Origin of the sequence: Bacillus sp. LBG-1-113 (assembly GCF_020708615.1) — a bacterium.
GTDB classification, from domain to species: Bacteria; Bacillota; Bacilli; order Bacillales; family Bacillaceae; genus Bacillus; species Bacillus mojavensis.
The window spans coordinates 625299-644028 of record NZ_JAJFDG010000002.1; the positions used below are offsets into that span (position 1 = coordinate 625299).

Consider the following 18730-nt stretch of genomic DNA (forward strand, 5'->3'; position numbering starts at 1 on the left):
TTGCTACGCAAAAAACATTTTAGCTGGATGCTTGTCATCCTCATTCTGATTGCCGTTTTATCATTTATAAAACTGCCATACTATATTACGAAACCGGGAGAAGCGACAGAGCTTGGTTCACTGATAAAAGTGGAGGGAGGCTACTCGGAAACAGGGAGTCTCTCCTTAATGACTGTCAAAGTGGGGCCGGCTAATCCATTTACATATGCATGGGCTAAGATGCATCCCTATTATGAAATCGTTCCTGATGAAAGCATCAAGGAAGAAGGCGAATCAGATGAGGAATATATGAAACGGCAGCTTCAAATGATGAAAAGCTCACAGGAAAATGCCGTCATCGCCGCTTATCAAAAGGCAGGAAAAAAAGTAAGCTATTCCTTTAACGGCATCTACGCAAGCTCAGTGGTAGAAAACATGCCGGCGAAAGGCAAAATAGAAGTCGGCGATAAAATCATCAGTGCAGACGGGAAAACCTATCAGTCTGCTGAAAAGCTGATCGACTATATCAGCAGCAAAACAGCCGGGGAGAAAGTTACGTTAAAAATTGAAAGAGAAGGAAAAGAAAAGACGGCCACCCTTGCTTTAAAACAATTTCCTGATGACCCTGGCCGTGCTGGAATAGGAGTTTCGCTGTATACGGACAGAAACGTCAAGGTGAAGCCTGATATTGATTTCGAAATCGAAAACATCGGCGGCCCATCAGCGGGATTAATGATGTCGCTTGAAATTTATAATCAGCTGACAAAAACAGATGAAACCAAAGGCTATGACATTGCAGGCACCGGTACGATTGATGTCGACGGAAAAGTAGGACCGATCGGCGGCATTGATCAAAAAGTCGTCGCCGCAGACAAAGCTGGTAAAGACATCTTCTTCGCTCCGAATCAAAACGGCGCCAGCAATTCTGATTATCAAAACGCAGTAAAAACAGCGAAAGATATTGATTCAGACATGAAGATTGTGCCTGTTGATACGATGCAGGATGCGATTGATTATTTGAATAAGCTGAAAGCGAAGAGCACCTGAAATCCAGGTGCTCTTTTTATATGCTCAAAAAACGGTGTTCATCCTCGTCATATCGTATCGGGGCATGTCCGTATTCTTGTATATCAAATTCGGTTCTAAGGGGCTCTTCTATCGCAAGGCTGTAGATTCTGCTTGCTTTAATGTCCAGATCGAGAGCAGGGTGGGAAAAGGAAGACAGCTTACTGACAAGCGGAACGGACAGCGCCTTTTTCTTTTCTGATAAAAAGGCCTGTCCTTTTTTCGTCATCCCAAGAAGTCTGATATAAGGGACCTCCTCGTCATTGATCAGCCGGTGAATCTCCTGTTTTTTCGTTCTCGTTAAAATGTGTGTGTTCATCCGCTGAAGCCTCGTCCACGTATATCGCTTTGTTTTGAGAAGCTCCATAAATTCCTGATAGGAGCTGGCTTTTCTGATCGAACGGAGGATTCTGTTCTCCAGTCCTTCCTCAACTTCATATATTTGCTGTAATTCTAAGGCTGTGAGAGTCGAAAGGCTGTATTTCAAATAAGAAAAATAGCTTTCTGGTGTATGCCACAGTCCGAAAGTCTTGCGGTAATCGGCTAATTCTCGTGCAGCTGCTTTAGGAAGAAACGGAACGCAGTCATCAAAAGGCTTTTCAATCAGGGCTTTTCTGATGCTGGTCGCGCTGGCAATATGACTATCTTCATCAGGAAGGTCAGCATCATGATAATCCGAGGAGATTCTCGCTGTCGTATAGGGCTTCATTTCATATCCGCCGGAAAGAACCGATTTTACATAATGGTACCCCAGAATGTTGTTCGGCTTCGACATATCAAGTCCGTTTTCTGTATGTAAAATGGATTTGAAGGCGATAGCAGCTGCTGATGGATAACTGGCACCCTTTTTAAGCTCTTCTTTTATACATTGATCAAACGAATCTTTATGCTCATCCATTACCTTTGCGGATTCTAAAAACGGCTCAATCTGTCCGTTCTCACTTCCGAAAAACAGTGCCTCGCATCCCAGTTTATTCAAAGTGGAGACGCTGCCGCGTGCGAAAATCTCCGCTTTTTGCACCGCGTAAAGATAAGGCAATTCGACTACGAGGTCGACTCCGCTCTGAAGCGCCATTTTTGTGCGGGCCCATTTGGATACAACAGCAGGCTCCCCGCGCTGCAGAAAATGTCCGCTCATCACCGCAACAGCCGTGTCGCATCCGGTTTGCTGTTTGGCTGTTTGGGCATGATAAAGATGTCCGTTATGAAAGGGATTATACTCAACCACCAATCCGACAGCTTTCATATTTTTTCCGCCTTTCTTGCTATGTTTAAAAACGTATGGTACATTTGCAATTGAAAACTCTTACGTCTTTTTTGATTTAAGTGTATGCATAGGATATTCAGCTGTCAACGATGCTTGGCTGGCAGCATTATGCTGTAAAGAAAAAATATTGACAAAAACATTCTTAAAAGCTATAATCATGTTTGTTGCTTTCCTGAGGTGATACAAATGAAATGGACGATTTATCAGTTGCATCAAATGAAAAACCCGAGTTTTGAGTTTGATGAGACAGTTGAGTTACATGAGCTGACAAAGCTGAATTCTGACATTCGCCGCATTTCTCCTGTAAGGGTGAAAGGCAGAGCGGATATCAAATCTAAGCAGGTTTCGTTTGATTTTACGATCTCAGGCGAAATGATTTTGCCATGCTCAAGAACACTCGTTGATGTTCCGTATCCATTTACAATTTCAACAAAAGAACTGTTTATATTTCATCAGACGGATGATATAGAAGATGATGACGTTCACATTGTTGAGGACGATACTATCGACTTAACTCCGATCGTAAAAGAAGAAATTCTTTTAGAAATCCCTATGCAAATCTTTTGTGAATCTGAACAAGAAAAAGGAGCTGCTCCTCAAGAAGGAAAGGACTGGCAAGTCATTTCAGAGGAAGACAAGAAGAATCAAGTCGATCCGAGACTTGCTGCCCTTGAAAAGCTCTTAAAACAAGATGATGAATCTTAACTCTTTAAGGAGGTGGGAATAATGGCTGTACCTTTTAGAAGAACTTCTAAAATGAAAAAAAGATTGCGCCGTACACATTTCAAACTTAATGTACCTGGTATGACAGAATGTCCGTCATGCGGAGAGATGAAATTGTCTCACCGTGTATGCAAAGCATGCGGATCATACAACGGCAAAGACATAAATGTAAAAAGTAACTAATTAGAAAAGCGCAGGGTGAAAACCCTGCGCTTTTTCTTTTTTTCTTCCTGTCAGCTTGTAGAAAATTTGTGAGTGCAAATAGTCTATCTAATCTATTACCGGCATATGTATGAGATAAATAAGCTGACATGGAGGGAGATTGATTTGACCATTACAAGACAAGATGCTTGGACACAGGATGAGGATTTGCTGCTGGCAGAAGTAGTGCTTCGTCATATTCGCGAGGGCGGAACACAGCTTTCTGCCTTTGAGGAGGTCGGAAGGGCGCTGACCAGAACAGCCGCTGCCTGCGGATTCAGGTGGAACTCTTATGTGAGAAAGCAATACCAATCAGGCATAGAACTGGCAAAAAAACAGCGGAAAGAACTAAGAAAACAAATTGGGGTTCATTCCGTCAATATGCCGAATTCCGTCAGGCAGACTGTCCCGGCAGCTTCAGAGGGAAAAAGAGATTTGTCCATTCAGGATGTGATTGAGTTTCTCGAACAGTTTAAAGAGGCACCGTCCGCGCAAGAATTCCACGTTGAAAAGGAAAAAATGAAGGAGCAAATTCAGTCGCTGCAAAAAGAACTCGAGGATTTGCGGAGTGAAAACCAAACATTGAGAAACCAGCTGGAGATGACAGAAGAGGACTACAAGGCACTGATCGATATTATGGACCGAGCCAGAAAAATGGTTGTTTCGAAGGAAGACGGGAGACTGAAAAAAACAGCTCAAGAAACGCAATGAACCCTCAAAATGAACCGGCCCTAGAGTCATCAAAGGCCGGTTGTTTCATTTTTATGCTGATTCACCCGGTGTCATTTCGCCAGCTATATCCGGATGCCAGATGAGCGGGTTTTCCCCTTTGTCCCGCGCCATGTCATATTTGACTGGTTCAAAGTTCATTTTACTAAAAAACTCTGCTGATTTGATCCGAGGGTTTGTTCGAATCGGCATTCTGAATGATTTGGCGAATTCAACTAAGGCTGTACCGTAGCCTCTGTTTTGATAACCTGGAAGGACTTCAAGCTTCCAAAGCTCTAAGTAATCCTGGTGTTGGTCGAAGTAAGGATTTGATTTGCCATTGACTTGATACAGACTCATACGCGCTACCAGTTTATCCCCAAAATAAATCCCATAAAAAGGCGAAGTGCTGTCATTTTCAATGATATTAGCTTGAAGATCTTCAAGCATCGAGAGCTCTTGTATACCATATTCTTTGAATTTCTTGAATTCTTCAAGCGTTTTATAGTTGACAAGCAGACGTTCTACCTTAATCAAACCAATCTCCCCCTTTGTTGTTCTCTACATATATTGTAATCGCTTTATTTAAAAAATCCAAATATTTAAACTTTAATTTAAGTGTTTTGAAATCTCTGCGAAGTATTTTTTTCATACTTCTGCTATGATAATACGTAAATGTTAAATTGGGTGTGACATCATGAAAATTGGAATTATCGGCGGGGGCTCCGTCGGTCTTTTATGTGCCTATTATTTATCTTTGGATCATGAGGTGACTGTTTTGACGAGGCGGGATGAACAGGCCGCAGCGATTCAATCTGAAGGTGTTCGGCTTTATAAAGCCGGGAAAGCGTTCAATGCTCATTGCAGTGCGGGTACAGCTATTGATTCAGGTTTTGACCTTCTTGTCGTGACAGTGAAACAGCATCAGCTTCGAACTGTTTTTCCAATGCTTGAACGAATCAAAAAAACAAATATTTTATTCTTGCAAAACGGTATGGGTCATATACACGACCTTAAAGACTGGGGGGCTGACCATTCCGTGTATGTTGGGGTTGTTGAGCACGGAGCTGTAAGGAAATCGGATACAGCCGTTGAACATACAGGCATTGGTGCGATAAAATGGAGCACATTCAAGCATGCTGAAGCAGATCGGCTGAACGCGATGCTCCAGCATAACCATTCCGAATTTCCAATTCGCTATGAGATGGATTGGTATCGCCTGCTGACGGGCAAGCTGATCGTAAACGCCTGCATTAATCCGTTAACCGCGCTGCTGCGTGTGAAAAATGGAGAGCTGTTGACAGTGCCTGCTTATTTTTCTTATATGAAGCTCGTTTTTCAAGAGGCATGCAGCATTTTGCGGCTGGAAGATGAAGAGGCAGCCTGGGAGCGTGTACGTGCAGTTTGTGAGCAAACGAAAGACAATCGCTCTTCCATGCTGGTCGATGTGACCGCCGGACGGCAGACGGAGGCTGACGCCATCCTTGGATACTTGCTGAAAGAAGCACAGCTTCAAGGTCGCGATGCTGTTCACCTTGCGTTTTTACATGGCAGCATCAAAGCTTTGGAGCGAAACCGAAACAAAGTCTTTTGAGCTTTTCTGGTAACATGCTATACTCATTTCGGATAACTAACTATTTATTGGAGAAAGGAAGTTCTAGAAGATGCAGCTAACTGAACTTTCCATCAAAAATCAGAATGTGTTTGTACAGCACTATATAGATGGTAAAGAAGAAATGTCTTCTTTTTTTGATTACAGCATTCATCATAAGGATATGTGGCAAGAAAGACTGAAAGATTTATCCTCGCGGGTTTTCGCAAGAGAGGAATTGACAGCCTATTTATCCTCTTATCACAACAAGTTCGGCTCAAGCGCTATGCAGCATTCTATTGAGAAGCTGAAGGATCCTTCGAGTGTTGCTGTTGTCGGCGGACAGCAGGCAGGGCTTTTAACAGGACCGCTCTACACCATACATAAAATCATCTCAATTATTGTTTTAGCAAAGGAAAAGGAAGAACAGCTAAAGGTGCCTGTTGTACCGATTTTTTGGGTTGCCGGAGAAGACCATGATTTGGATGAAATTAATTTTGTCCATACGTCAGAAGAAAGCGGTCCGGTGAAAAAAAAGCTTCCACAGTCTTACTGGAAAAAGTCATCTGCCGCCAATACACCGCTTGACCAAGAAAAATGCGCCGCATGGATAGACGATGTGTTTGCGGCTTTTGAAGAAACAGACCATACGAACACACTTCTGGAACATGTAAAACGATGTTTAAGAGAATCTGTTACGTTTACCGATTTCTTTGAACAGCTGATTGCGGATCTGTTTCAAGAGGAAGGCTTAGTATTGTTGAATTCCGGAGACCCGGGAATTAAAAAGCTGGAAACCGCCATGTTCCAAAAGATCCTCCATGACAATGATGATCTTGCACAAGCTGTTTCTAAACAGCAGGACTTCATGCGCGAAGCGGGTTACAAGCCGATTATCGAGTCTGGAAAAGAGCAGGCAAATCTGTTTTATGAATATGAAGAGGAACGCTTTTTAATTGAGAAAGACAACGGCCGTTTTGTGATTAAGGAACTTGATCTGGCATGGTCGATGGATGAACTTTATACACATATGGAAGAACATCCTGAGCGCTTCAGCAATAATGTCGTAACGAGACCGTTAATGCAGGAATTTTTGATTCCTACCTTGGCATTTATCGCGGGACCCGGTGAAATCAATTATTGGGGTGAGCTCAAACAGGCTTTTGCAGTGATGGGCTTTAAAATGCCTCCTGTTATGCCGAGGCTGAACATCACGATAGTTGAACGCCATATTGAGAAAAAACTGATTGAACGAAAGATATCATTACAAGAGGCGATAGAAGGCGGAACGGAAAACCAAAAAGAGAAATACTTTGAACACCAGATTCCGGAAGAGTTTACCGTGGTAATTGAGCAAGCGAAAAACCAGATTGAAGCCATTCATAAAACCGTCCGGCAGGAGGCGCTTAAGGTTGATCAGAGCATGGAGCCTTTGCTCCTGAAGAACGCGGCGTTTATTCAGGATCAGCTTCAGTTTTTAGAGCGTACAGTGACAAAACGAATTGAGGAAAAAGAAGGCTATGTCTTAAGGGATTATGAGAGAATTCAAAATAGCATTAAGCCGCTGCTCGCACCGCAAGAGCGAATTTGGAATATCATGTATTATCTAAACAGGTACGGCCCAAAATTCTTCATATCATTCAAGAATCTGCCATTTTCTTTTCAAAATCAACATCAAGTTGTCAAACTTTGAAATAAAGTTTTAAAGAACCCTGAATAGTTCAGGGTTTTTTTTTATGTGTAAACAGTGTAAAATGAAGTTGTGGAGAGAAGTGGTGGATAGTGGTGAGTTAAGGAGAGAAAGTGGGGCAAAAGATCATGTTTATGGGTGAATACCAGCATACAATTGATGCGAAAGGCCGCATGATCGTACCCGCTAAATTCAGAGAAGGCCTCGGTGAGCAGTTTGTGCTGACAAGAGGACTTGATCAGTGTCTCTTCGGCTACCCTATGCACGAGTGGAAACAGATTGAAGAAAAACTAAAAGCTCTTCCTCTCACAAAAAAAGATGCCCGCGCATTTACACGTTTCTTCTTTTCAGGTGCGACAGAGTGCGAACTGGACAAGCAGGGCAGGGTAAATATCGCATCATCTCTATTGAATTACGCTAAACTGGAAAAAGAATGTGTTGTTATCGGGGTTTCGAATCGAATTGAATTGTGGAGTAAGGTAATTTGGGAACAATACACAGAAGAGCAAGAAGATTCATTCGCTGAAATTGCTGAAAACATGATTGGATTTGATATATAATGAATCTTCGTGTATAACACTCTAAAAACAATTTCAATTCATCCTGATAAAAGGTGGGACCAACACAAAATGTTTCAACACAAGACAGTACTTCTTCGTGAAACCGTTGACGGCCTAAATATTAAACCGGACGGTACATATGTAGACTGCACACTCGGTGGAGCTGGGCACAGTACATATTTATTACAGCAGTTATCCGAGAAAGGGCGTTTAATCGCTTTTGACCAAGATGACACGGCATTACAGCATGCAGAAGAAGCGTTGTCCGATTATCAAGGACAGCTTATTCTGATTAAAAGCAACTTTAGGTACTTAAAAGAATGTTTACATGAACACGGCATTACTGAAGTAGACGGTATTTTATTTGATCTAGGGGTGTCTTCCCCGCAGCTGGATACACCGGAAAGAGGATTCAGTTACCATCATGACGCACCTTTGGACATGAGGATGGACCAGTCGGCCACGCTTACGGCGAAAGAGGTCGTAAATGAGTGGCGCTATGAGGATCTTGTCCGTATTTTCTTTAAATACGGTGAAGAGAAGTTCAGCAAACAGATCGCCAGAAAAATTGAGGAGGCCAGAAGCAAATCTCCTATTCAAACTACGGGCCAACTGGTCGATCTAATAAAAGACGCGATTCCCGCTCCGGCCAGAAGGAGCGGAGGACATCCCGCAAAACGCGTGTTTCAGGCAATCAGAATTGCTGTGAACGATGAACTGAAGGTTTTTGAAGAGGCTTTGGAGCAAGCAATTGATGTGTTAAAGCCGGGGGGCAGGGTATCAGTGATTACCTTCCACTCACTTGAGGACAGAATTTGCAAATCAACGTTTAAAGAGAAGTCGTCACTTCCGGATCTTCCTCCGGGTCTTCCTGTTATACCGGAAGAGTTTGAACCGGAGCTCAAGCTTATCACAAGAAAACCAATCACGGCATCTGAAGAAGAATTGGCAGAAAACAATCGTGCCCGTTCTGCGAAGCTTCGAATTGCTGAAAAAAGAAAATAACAAACGCGAACGCAAACCTAAAAAGGAGGTCATCAGCCTATGAACAATTTAGCTTATCAACCAGAGAAACAGCAACGGCATGCGATCAGTCCTGAGAAAAAAGTGATTGTCAAGAAAAGGGCTTCCATTACTCTCGGAGAAAAGGTGCTTCTCGTCCTCTTCGCCGCTGCAGTGCTGAGCGTATCGCTTTTGATCGTATCGAAGGCTTATGCGGCTTACCAAACAAATATAGAGGTGCAAAAGCTTGAGGAGCAAATTTCTTCCGAAAACAAGCAGATTGGTGACCTCGAAAAAAGCGTTGCTGATTTAAGCAAGCCGCAGCGCATTATGGATATTGCGAAAAAGAACGGCTTGAATTTAAAAGATAAAAAAGTGAAAAACATACAGGAATGATTCAAATGCCAAAAAAGAATAAATTTATGAACAGAGGAGCAGCGATTCTAAGTATTTGTTTCGCTCTCTTTTTCTTTGTCATCCTCGGGAGAATGGCATATATTCAAATAACCGGAAAAGCCAACGGTGAAGTGCTTGCGACAAAAGCGACAGAGCAGCATGAAAAGAAACGGTCAATCGAAGCGAGCAGGGGCTCCATCTTAGACCGAAATGGAAAAGTAATTGCTGAGGATACAGCTACGTATAAGCTGATCGCTGTTCTTGATGAAAAAATGACTACTGACAAAAAGCATCCGCAGCATGTCCAGAACAAGGAAAAAACAGCTGAAGAATTGTCTAAAATGATAAACATGGACAAGGCTGATATTCTTGATATCTTAAACAAGAAGAAGGCAAAACAAGTCGAGTTCGGTTCAGCGGGACGGGATATTACGTATTCACAAAAGCAAAAAATCGAAAAGCTGAATCTCCCGGGAATTTCATTTTTGCGCGATACAAAGCGGTACTATCCGAACGGCATATTTGCGTCCAACTTGATTGGCTATGCCGAGGTTGACCAAAAAACAAATGAAATCACCGGCGCGATGGGATTAGAAAAAGTGCTGGATCAGTATTTGAAGGAGCGGGACGGATACGTAACATATGAAAGTGACAAATCCGGCTGGGAACTCCCGAACAGCAAAAATAAAATTACAGCTCCAAAAAATGGTGACAATGTATATTTAACCATTGACCAGAAAATTCAAACCTTTTTAGAAGACAGCATGACAAAAGTGGCGGAAAAGTATAAACCGAAAAAAGTCATGGCCGCAGTCGTCGATCCGAAAACGGGCAAAGTGCTTGCAATGGGGCAGCGTCCAAGCTTTGACCCGAATATGCGCGATGTGACGAACTACTATAATGATTTAATTTCATATGCGTATGAGCCTGGATCAACGATGAAAATTTTTACACTTGCTGCTGCCATACAGGAGAATGTGTATAACGGCAATGAAAAGTACAAGTCCGGAACATATAAAGTAGGCGGAGAACCTGTAAAGGACCATAATGATGGTGTAGGCTGGGGGCCAACAACATACCATGACGGTGTAGTGAGATCTTCTAATGTGGCTTTTGCCAAACTGGCTAATGAAAAATTAGGCTATTCCCGGTTTAATGAGTATCTTCATAAGTTCAATTTCTATCAAAAAACAGGCATTGACTTGCCGGGTGAAGCATCAAGTAAAATCAATTTTAAATATGAATTTGACAAAGCATCAACTGCATATGGCCAAGCCTCTGCTGTTACACCAATTCAACAGCTGCAGGCTGCAACTGCAATAGCAAATGACGGTAAAATGATGAAACCCTATATCATAGACCATATTGTTGATCCTGACAAGAAAAAAACCATTTACCAAAATAAACCTCAGTCCGCCGGTACCCCAATTTCTGCGGATACCGCTAAAAAGGTTCGTAATATTTTAGGTGATGTCGTTACATCTGATATCGGTACTGGACAGCCATATAAAATTGAAGGTTTTGATGTGGCTGTTAAAACCGGAACAGCGCAAATTGCCGGACAAAACGGTTATCTATCTGGACGCGATAATTACGTATTTTCCGTAATGGGAATGGCGCCTAAAGATGATCCTGAGCTGCTGATCTATGTTGCAGTGCAGCAGCCGCAATTAGAAAATGATGAAACAGGCTCTAATCCAGTATCTGAAATTTTCAATCCGACAATGAAAAACAGTTTGCATTATCTGAACATTGAACCGACTGAAACGTCAGATTCAGATGAGGAAGAAACGAAAGCGCAGGCAATGCCTGACTTAACAGATCAAACTGTAACAGGTGCTCAAAAGAAAGCGAAAGACGAAAACCTCACACCGATTGTGATCGGCAGTGATATTGCAGTAAAACAGCAATATCCAAAAGCGGGTGAGGAGGTTTTGACCAATCAGAAGGTCTTCCTGAAAACGGGGGGCAAAATCAAGATGCCTGATATGACAGGCTGGTCGAGAAGAGAGGTTCTTCAATACGGCGATTTGGCAGGAATTCATATAGAAGTGAGCGGACAAGGTTACGCTGTGAGCCAAAGCGTTAAGAAGGACAAAGAAATAAAAGACGGAACCGTGATCAAGGTGAAGTTTAAGAATCCTGATTAAATAGAAAGAAAGCTTACCCTGTTGGGTGAGCTTTCTTTTTTTTATCTCCAAAGAGGAGCGCCGTTCTACCTGTCCACACGCAGGCATAAAATGAAACAAGCCTAAATAAGGAGTGAACGGTGCCTTGCGCGTCTCGAATGTAACGGTTAGAAAACGTTTATTATTTGTTTTGCTTTTTGGAGTGATCGTATTTCTGATCATTGATACAAGGCTGGGGTATGTTCAGTTTGTCATGGGGGAGAAACTGACTTCTCTGGCGAAGGATTCCTGGAGCCGGAACCTGCCGTTTGAGCCGGAACGGGGAGAGATCCTTGATCGGAACGGCGTTAAGCTTGCTACAAATAAGAGTGCTCCGACCGTATTTGTCGTGCCGCGCCAAGTCCAGGATCCACTGAAAACGAGCAAACAGCTGGCTGCGGTGTTAAATATGTCTGAAGAAAAAGTATATAAGCACGTCACAAAAAAAGCGTCGATAGAAAAGATTACGCCGGAAGGGAGAAAAATTTCAAATGAGAAGGCAAAAGAAATCAAAGCGCTCGATTTAAAAGGGGTGTATGTAGCGGAGGATAGTATCCGCCATTATCCGTTCGGCAGCTTTTTATCCCATGTTCTTGGGTTTGCCGGGATTGATAACCAAGGACTCCTCGGGCTTGAAGCCTATTATGATGATGATTTAAAAGGAGAAAAAGGCTCTGTTAAGTTTTATACAGATGCCAAAGGGAAGAAAATGCCTGATGAAGCAGATGACTACACGCCTCCTAAGGATGGACTCGATATGAAGCTAACTGTAGATTCGAAGGTGCAAACCATAATGGAACGAGAGCTTGATAACGCTGAAGCTAAATATCATCCAGACGGTATGATTGCAGTTGCAATGAACCCGAAAAACGGAGAAATACTTGGGATGGCAAGCAGACCTGACTTTGATCCGGCTGATTATCAATCTGTTGACCCGTCCGTTTACAATCGGAATCTCCCTGTGTGGAGCACGTACGAGCCGGGTTCGACCTTTAAGATTATTACACTTGCGGCGGCTCTGGAGGAGCAAAAAGTCAACTTAAAACGCGACCAATTTTATGATAAAGGACATGCAGAAGTAGACGGAGCAAGACTGCGCTGCTGGAAAAGGGGCGGCCACGGACTGCAAACGTATCTTGAAGTTGTGCAAAACTCCTGTAACCCCGGCTTTGTTGAATTGGGAGAGAGATTGGGCAAAGAAAAGCTATTCAAATATATAAAAGGCTTTGGATTTGGCCAAAAAACCGGGATTGACTTGCAAGGTGAAGGAACAGGGATTTTATTTCCGCTTGACAGAGTAGGCCCGGTTGAGCAAGCGACAACCGCCTTTGGACAGGGGGTATCCGTCACGCCGATTCAGCAGGTTGCAGCCGTTTCTGCCGCTGTTAACGGCGGCACGCTCTACACACCTTATATAGCAAAAGAGTGGATTGATCCGGTAACCAAAAAAACAGTCAAAAAACAATCGCCAATCGCCAAGAAACAAGTCATTTCTAAGGGAACATCAAAACAAATCCGCTATGCTTTAGAAAGCGTCGTTGCAGAAGGCACCGGACGCAATGCGTTTGTCGAAGGCTATCGTGTCGGCGGCAAAACAGGTACAGCGCAAAAGGTGAAAGATGGAAAATACCTCGAAAACAACCATATTGTATCATTTATCGGTTTCGCGCCGGCTGACGACCCGAGTCTTGTCGTCTATGTCGCGGTCGATAACCCGAAAGGCACGATTCAGTTTGGCGGAACCGTTGCAGCGCCTATTGTGGGAAGTATTATGAGAGACAGCCTGCCGGAGCTTGGTGTGAAGCCTAGGAAAAATCAAATCGAAAAAAAATATCAATGGAACGACACAAAAACAATAGAAGTTCCGAATGTTGTAGGGATGTCTGTCTCAGATCTTGAGTCACTTTTGGTGAATCTGAATATAGATGCTTCCGGAAAAGGAAGCAAAATCGTCAAACAATCACCAGCTGCAGGAACAAAAGTAAAAGAGGGCTCTAAGATACGTGTTTATTTGACTGAAGAAGATGAAAAAAAGGAGGCAGCCGATTAATTCGGGCTGCCTATTATTTTATTGCAGAAAAATGCTGATATCTTTCAAGATTAGCTGGATGTATCCTTTTTTTTACGCTAAAATATGAACTGTATGCTTAAAAGTCATTATCACATCATTTGATGTGACTTCAATGATAAAAAGAACGAATAGAATGTTGAGAGGTTTGATACGATGAAACTTACAAAGCTGCTTACATACTTAACAACCGAACCTTCTGTAAATGATTCACAAGACCCTGAAATAACTTCAATTGAGATGGACTCCAGGGAAGTAAAGAAAGGGAGTCTTTTTGTATGTGTAAAAGGGTATACGGTAGATGGCCATGATTTTGCGCAAAAAGCAGTTGAAAACGGCGCAGCGGCTATTGTGGCTGAAAAGGAGCTCGATGTGGATGTGCCTGTCATCATTGTCCGGCAATCACTGCGGGCGCTCAGCGTTTTGTCTGATGCGTTTTACGGACAGCCGACAAAGAAACTGCAGCTGATCGGAATAACGGGCACAAACGGAAAAACATCAACGACCCATATGGTTGATGAGATTCTCAAAAAAGCGGGGAAGCGAACAGGCTTAATCGGCACGATGTACATTAAAATCGATGACGAAACACTTCCCGTTAAAAACACGACACCGGAAAGCGTCACGTTACAGCAAACATTTAAAAAAATGAATGACAAGCATGTCGACACGGCCATCATGGAGGTTTCTTCTCACGCTTTATCACTGGGACGGGTTCACGGCTGTGATTATGACATCGCCGTGTTTACGAACTTAACACAGGATCATCTTGACTATCACAAAACGATGGATGAATACCGACAGGCAAAAAGCCTGCTGTTTTCTCAGCTTGGCGGGGCATTCAACCATGAAAATCCAAAACGGGCTGTTTTAAACGCGGATGATGAGGCAAGCGCTTATTTTGAAAAGGTCACTGCGGCACATATTTCTACATATGGAATTAAAAACAATGCTGATGTAATGGCGAAAGATATCAAAACTACTGCACAGGGCACAAGTTTTGAACTGGTGACGAACAAAGGCACGAAGCACATCACGATGTCGCTCGTCGGACAGTTTAACGTGTATAACGTGCTCGCTGCTGTTGCGACTTGTATTGCGGCAGGCATTCCGTTTGAAACCATTACAGAAGCCGTGGAAGAATTGCATGGCGTAAGAGGCCGTTTTGAACTGGTTAATCAGCAGCAGGAGTTTCCGGTTATTGTTGATTACGCGCATACGCCGGACAGCCTTGAAAACGTACTGAAGACATGCAGAGACATGGCGGAAGGAAAGCTGTTTGTTGTTGTCGGCTGCGGCGGAGACAGAGATAAGACAAAGCGCCCGAAAATGGCGAAAATCGCTGTTGAGCTGGCTGACGAACCGATTTTTACTTCAGATAATCCGAGAAGCGAAGATCCGCGTGCCATTTTAAGAGATATGGAAGCAGGGGTAGAGAACGAATACTACCACAGCATTGCCAATCGCGAGCAGGCGATCTTCTTTGCCATTGCCAACGCCAAAAAAGGCGATGTTGTCCTCATTGCTGGGAAAGGACATGAAACCTATCAGCAGATTGGAAACGAAACCTTTGACTTTGACGATGCCGAAGTGGCGGCAAGAGCGATTGTCGAACTGAATAAAAATAAGACGAATTCATAGGAAAGAGATGTTATTGCATGATGGAGCTTGAAAAGATTTTTCATATGGAAAAAAAACATGAATATGATAACTACGTATGTCGTTTGAAAGAAACAGGAGGAGAAAAGGACAATGCTTGAGCAAGTCATTCTGTTTACAATTTTAATGGGTTTTTTAATCAGTGTTCTGCTCTCTCCGATTCTTATTCCGTTTTTAAGAAGATTAAAATTCGGCCAGAGTATTAGAGAAGAAGGACCGAAATCACACCAGAAAAAATCAGGGACACCGACAATGGGCGGGGTCATGATCATACTGTCTATCATTGTGACAACAATAGTGATGACGCAGAAGTTTTCAGAAATAAGTCCGGAAATGTTCCTGCTGCTGTTTGTCACGATCGGTTACGGTTTACTCGGCTTTTTGGATGATTACATCAAAGTCGTAATGAAACGAAATCTCGGTCTGACGTCAAAGCAAAAACTGATCGGACAAATTATCATCGCAATTGTGTTTTATGCGGTGTATCATTACTACAATTTTGCGACGGATATCCGCATTCCTGGGACTGATCTGTCATTTGATCTTGGCTGGGCTTACTTTATCCTTGTGCTATTTATGCTTGTCGGCGGATCAAACGCCGTCAACCTGACTGATGGTCTTGACGGTCTATTATCAGGTACGGCAGCCATTGCTTTTGGCGCCTTTGCCATTCTGGCATGGAATCAATCCCAATATGATGTTGCTATTTTCTCAGTTGCGGTTGTCGGAGCGGTACTGGGCTTCCTAGTCTTCAATGCGCATCCAGCCAAAGTGTTTATGGGAGATACAGGATCACTTGCATTGGGAGGAGCAATCGTCACCATTGCCATTTTAACGAAATTAGAAATCCTGCTGGTTATTATCGGCGGTGTATTCGTCATTGAGACATTATCCGTTATTCTGCAGGTCATCAGCTTTAAAACGACAGGTAAACGAATCTTTAAAATGAGTCCGCTTCACCACCATTATGAGCTTGTCGGGTGGTCTGAATGGAGAGTTGTTGTAACATTTTGGGCTGCGGGACTTTTGCTTGCCGTATTAGGAATTTACATCGAGGTGTGGTTATAAGTGGAAAACGATCTATTTTTGCAAAATCAGCATTTTTTAGTCCTTGGACTCGCCAAAAGCGGGTTTGCGGCGGCTTCTATTCTTCATGAAAAAGGTGTCTATGTTACAGTCAACGACCAAAAGCCTTTTGATGAGAACGAACCAGCCCAGAAACTTTCTGAAAAAGGGGTCGAAGTTGTCTGCGGAGAGCACCCTGTTTCTCTGTTCGATCAGCATCAGATTACTGTACTGATCAAAAACCCGGGTATTCCATATGAAAATATTATGGTTCAGGAAGCAGAAAAAAGAGGCATCCCGATATGGACGGAAATTGAGCTTGCCTACCATCTGACGAATGCCAAATTTATTGGGATCACTGGTTCGAATGGAAAAACGACAACAACAACGCTGATTTATGAAATGCTGAAGGCAGACTCTCAAAAGGCGCTGATCGCCGGAAACATCGGTACAGTCGCAAGTGAGGTTGCCTATCACGCTGATGGAGATGAATGGATCGTAACGGAACTTTCGTCATTTCAGCTGATGGGAACGCACGACTTCAGGCCTGAAATCAGCCTGATTTTAAACGTGTTTGATGCCCATCTGGATTATCATCATACGAGAGAAAACTATGAAAAAGCGAAACAAAAAGTGTATCTGCATCAGAAAGCTTCAGATAAAGCAATTGTCAACCAGGATGATGAAACAGTCGTGCGCCTGGCTGAGGCCGGAGAAGCCGGAATTGTTCCTTTTTCAGTAAGCAAACAGCTTGAACACGGCGCTTATGTAAAAGAGGGCATGATTATGTACAACGGCGAAGCTATTCTTCCTCTGGAAGAGGTTGTGCTGCCAGGTGCGCATAATCTGGAGAACATTTTAGCCGCGATTGCGGCAGTGAAAACGGCTGGAGCGTCCAACGAGGCCATCAAAACAGTGCTGACAAGCTTTACCGGCGTAAAGCACCGTCTCCAGTATGTCACAACAGTGAAGAACCGTAAGTTTTATAATGACAGCAAAGCAACAAACGTTTTGGCGACAAGCAAAGCGCTTTCGGCTTTTGAAAAACCTGTCATCCTGCTTGCAGGCGGACTGGATCGCGGAAATGGCTTTGACGACTTAAAACCTTACATGAAGCATGTCAAAGCGGTGCTTACATTCGGACAGACAGCGCCGAAACTCGAAAAGCTCGGAAATGATCTGGGAATACAACATGTCAAACGTGTCGATAATGTTGAACAAGCAGTATCTGCGGCGTTTGCGCTCTCAAATGAAGGAGATGTCATTCTGCTTTCACCTGCGTGTGCGAGCTGGGATCAATTCAAAACATTTGAAGAACGCGGTGACATGTTTATAGACGCCGTGCATATGCTTAAGTAAGGGCTTGTCTTGAAATCGGCAGCCCTAATGACTTTAAGCTTGGGGTGTCGATTGCTTTGACTACTAAAAAAACATCGCCTGATTTGTTATTGGTCATCATTACGTTATTATTATTAACAATTGGATTAATTATGGTGTACAGTGCGAGTGCGGTATGGGCGGATTATAAATTTGACGACTCATTCTTTTTCGCGAAACGGCAGCTACTGTTTGCGGGCATCGGCGTTATTGCCATGTTCTTTATTATGAATGTTGATTATTGGACATGGCGGACATGGTCCAAGTTGCTGATGGTTATCTGTTTTTTCTTGCTGGTGCTTGTTTTAATACCAGGCGTAGGCATGGTGCGGAACGGCTCTAGAAGCTGGATCGGTGTCGGCGCATTCAGCATACAGCCTTCAGAGTTTATGAAGCTTGCGATGATAGCATTCCTTGCTAAATTTCTCTCTGAAAAGCAAAAAAACATTACATCGTTCAGACGTGGATTTGTCCCGGCGCTCGGCATCGTGTTTTCCGCATTTTTGATTATTATGTGCCAGCCTGACCTCGGTACGGGAACGGTAATGGTCGGTACTTGTATTGTCATGATTTTTGTAGCCGGTGCGCGAATTGCCCATTTCGTCTTTCTCGGGCTGATCGGCCTGAGCGGATTTGTTGGGCTCGTACTGTCGGCTCCATATCGAATTAAACGGATTACCTCTTACTTGAATCCGTGGGAAGATCCGCTCGGCAGCGGCTTTCAAATTATTCAATCGCTTTATGCGGTAGGGCCTGGCGGATTGTTCGGAATGGGGCTCGGTCAAAGCAGACAGAAATTCTTTTATCTGCCAGAGCCGCAAACGGACTTTATTTTCGCCATCTTGTCAGAGGAGCTTGGGTTTATCGGCGGATCTCTTATTTTGCTTCTGTTCAGTGTGCTGCTGTGGAGAGGAATCAGGATCGCGCTCGGTGCACCAGATCTATATGGCAGCTTTGTCGCTGTAGGGATTATTTCAATGATCGCGATCCAAGTCATGATCAATATCGGTGTTGTGACGGGCCTTATTCCGGTAACTGGCATCACGCTGCCGTTTCTAAGCTACGGAGGTTCATCATTGACGCTGATGCTGATGGCGGTCGGTGTGCTGCTAAACGTGAGCCGGTACTCGAGGTATTAATGAAATTTTATTCGTGAAGCGATCCTATGAAACAGGAAGCTGGGAAACAATTGATGCGATAACCCTGTCCAT

The 18730-nt window shown here is 43.4% G+C and carries 17 protein-coding genes and 1 pseudogene; 15 read left to right on the plus strand and 3 right to left on the minus strand.

The window, feature by feature from the left end; all coding sequences use genetic code 11:
- Entirely contained in the window at positions 1-1026 is a 1026-nt protein-coding gene (gene ddcP, locus LJF29_RS09415) for a protease DdcP (protein WP_229148145.1), read from the plus strand.
- A gap of 16 nt (positions 1027-1042) precedes the next feature.
- Here ddcP and LJF29_RS09420 read toward each other — a convergent pair whose 3' ends face one another.
- Positions 1043-2290: a nucleotidyltransferase gene (locus LJF29_RS09420; RefSeq protein ID WP_229148146.1), complete on the minus strand. Its 1248-nt coding sequence runs from the start codon at positions 2288-2290 to the stop codon at positions 1043-1045.
- Positions 2287-2470, minus strand: a pseudogene (locus tag LJF29_RS09425) (hypothetical protein). Before LJF29_RS09425 ends, LJF29_RS09420 begins: the two are co-directional and overlap by 4 nt.
- Before the next feature lie 27 nt (positions 2471-2497).
- On the opposite strand from LJF29_RS09425, the gene LJF29_RS09430 reads away from it, so the two are divergent.
- The 3 genes from LJF29_RS09430 (at position 2498) to gerR (ending at position 3946) form a co-directional block, all read left to right on the plus strand.
- The gene (locus tag LJF29_RS09430; protein ID WP_010334147.1) at positions 2498-3016 is read left to right on the plus strand and encodes a YceD family protein; all 519 of its coding nucleotides are present in this window, start codon (positions 2498-2500) and stop codon (positions 3014-3016) included.
- 21 nt (positions 3017-3037) lie between these two features.
- Positions 3038-3217 (plus strand): 50S ribosomal protein L32, encoded by a 180-nt coding sequence (gene rpmF / locus LJF29_RS09435; RefSeq protein ID WP_003154457.1) that lies wholly within the window; start codon positions 3038-3040, stop codon positions 3215-3217.
- Positions 3218-3361: 144 nt separating this feature from the next.
- A complete protein-coding gene (gene gerR / locus LJF29_RS09440) occupies positions 3362-3946 on the plus strand; it encodes a sporulation-specific transcriptional regulator GerR (RefSeq protein WP_229148147.1) in 585 nt (194 codons plus the stop codon).
- 51 nt (positions 3947-3997) lie between these two features.
- Here gerR and LJF29_RS09445 read toward each other — a convergent pair whose 3' ends face one another.
- Entirely contained in the window at positions 3998-4480 is a 483-nt protein-coding gene (locus tag LJF29_RS09445; RefSeq protein ID WP_168747733.1) for an N-acetyltransferase, read from the minus strand.
- Between the two features lie 160 nt (positions 4481-4640).
- On the opposite strand from LJF29_RS09445, the gene LJF29_RS09450 reads away from it, so the two are divergent.
- The 11 genes from LJF29_RS09450 (at position 4641) to spoVE (ending at position 18658) form a co-directional block, all read left to right on the plus strand.
- Entirely contained in the window at positions 4641-5537 is an 897-nt protein-coding gene (locus tag LJF29_RS09450; protein WP_229148148.1) for a 2-dehydropantoate 2-reductase, read from the plus strand.
- Between the two features lie 70 nt (positions 5538-5607).
- Positions 5608-7227, plus strand: a complete 1620-nt coding sequence (bshC, locus tag LJF29_RS09455) for a bacillithiol biosynthesis cysteine-adding enzyme BshC (protein WP_229148149.1) — start codon at positions 5608-5610, stop codon at positions 7225-7227.
- 125 nt (positions 7228-7352) lie between these two features.
- Positions 7353-7784 carry a division/cell wall cluster transcriptional repressor MraZ gene (gene mraZ, locus LJF29_RS09460; protein WP_003221402.1) on the plus strand — a complete coding sequence of 144 codons (432 nt, stop codon included), beginning with the start codon at positions 7353-7355 and terminating at the stop codon, positions 7782-7784.
- A gap of 69 nt (positions 7785-7853) precedes the next feature.
- Positions 7854-8789 carry a 16S rRNA (cytosine(1402)-N(4))-methyltransferase RsmH gene (rsmH, locus tag LJF29_RS09465; RefSeq protein ID WP_168747736.1) on the plus strand — a complete coding sequence of 312 codons (936 nt, stop codon included), beginning with the start codon at positions 7854-7856 and terminating at the stop codon, positions 8787-8789.
- A gap of 39 nt (positions 8790-8828) precedes the next feature.
- Complete coding sequence (ftsL, locus tag LJF29_RS09470; protein ID WP_010334153.1) at positions 8829-9182, plus strand: cell division protein FtsL; 354 nt, start codon at positions 8829-8831, stop codon at positions 9180-9182.
- Positions 9179-11332 (plus strand): penicillin-binding protein 2B, encoded by a 2154-nt coding sequence (gene pbpB / locus LJF29_RS09475; RefSeq protein WP_229148150.1) that lies wholly within the window; start codon positions 9179-9181, stop codon positions 11330-11332. The genes ftsL and pbpB overlap by 4 nt, the downstream gene beginning before the upstream one ends.
- Positions 11333-11456: 124 nt before the next feature.
- Positions 11457-13400 carry a stage V sporulation protein D gene (locus LJF29_RS09480; RefSeq protein WP_229148151.1) on the plus strand — a complete coding sequence of 648 codons (1944 nt, stop codon included), beginning with the start codon at positions 11457-11459 and terminating at the stop codon, positions 13398-13400.
- A 174-nt stretch (positions 13401-13574) separates the two neighbouring features.
- Positions 13575-15059: a UDP-N-acetylmuramoyl-L-alanyl-D-glutamate--2,6-diaminopimelate ligase gene (locus LJF29_RS09485; protein ID WP_029441243.1), complete on the plus strand. Its 1485-nt coding sequence runs from the start codon at positions 13575-13577 to the stop codon at positions 15057-15059.
- Positions 15060-15170: 111 nt separating this feature from the next.
- Positions 15171-16145 (plus strand): phospho-N-acetylmuramoyl-pentapeptide-transferase, encoded by a 975-nt coding sequence (gene mraY, locus LJF29_RS09490; protein WP_024121314.1) that lies wholly within the window; start codon positions 15171-15173, stop codon positions 16143-16145.
- Entirely contained in the window at positions 16146-17501 is a 1356-nt protein-coding gene (gene murD / locus LJF29_RS09495) for a UDP-N-acetylmuramoyl-L-alanine--D-glutamate ligase (RefSeq protein ID WP_029441244.1), read from the plus strand.
- Between the two features lie 56 nt (positions 17502-17557).
- Positions 17558-18658: a stage V sporulation protein E gene (spoVE, locus tag LJF29_RS09500; protein ID WP_003221421.1), complete on the plus strand. Its 1101-nt coding sequence runs from the start codon at positions 17558-17560 to the stop codon at positions 18656-18658.
- The last annotated feature ends 72 nt before the right edge of the window (positions 18659-18730 follow it).

What these genes read in the sequence shown, in the direction of transcription:
- LJF29_RS09420 (WP_229148146.1), bottom strand. Translation starts at nt 2,290, where the DNA reads ATGAAAGCTGTCGGATTGGTGGTTGAGTATAATCCCTTTCATAACGGA.
- LJF29_RS09430 (WP_010334147.1), top strand. Translation starts at nt 2,498, where the DNA reads ATGAAATGGACGATTTATCAGTTGCATCAAATGAAAAACCCGAGTTTT.
- rpmF (WP_003154457.1), top strand. Translation starts at nt 3,038, where the DNA reads ATGGCTGTACCTTTTAGAAGAACTTCTAAAATGAAAAAAAGATTGCGC.
- LJF29_RS09450 (WP_229148148.1), top strand. Translation starts at nt 4,641, where the DNA reads ATGAAAATTGGAATTATCGGCGGGGGCTCCGTCGGTCTTTTATGTGCC.
- bshC (WP_229148149.1), top strand. Translation starts at nt 5,608, where the DNA reads ATGCAGCTAACTGAACTTTCCATCAAAAATCAGAATGTGTTTGTACAG.
- mraZ (WP_003221402.1), top strand. Translation starts at nt 7,353, where the DNA reads ATGTTTATGGGTGAATACCAGCATACAATTGATGCGAAAGGCCGCATG.
- rsmH (WP_168747736.1), top strand. Translation starts at nt 7,854, where the DNA reads ATGTTTCAACACAAGACAGTACTTCTTCGTGAAACCGTTGACGGCCTA.
- ftsL (WP_010334153.1), top strand. Translation starts at nt 8,829, where the DNA reads ATGAACAATTTAGCTTATCAACCAGAGAAACAGCAACGGCATGCGATC.
- pbpB (WP_229148150.1), top strand. Translation starts at nt 9,179, where the DNA reads ATGATTCAAATGCCAAAAAAGAATAAATTTATGAACAGAGGAGCAGCG.
- LJF29_RS09485 (WP_029441243.1), top strand. Translation starts at nt 13,575, where the DNA reads ATGAAACTTACAAAGCTGCTTACATACTTAACAACCGAACCTTCTGTA.
- mraY (WP_024121314.1), top strand. Translation starts at nt 15,171, where the DNA reads ATGCTTGAGCAAGTCATTCTGTTTACAATTTTAATGGGTTTTTTAATC.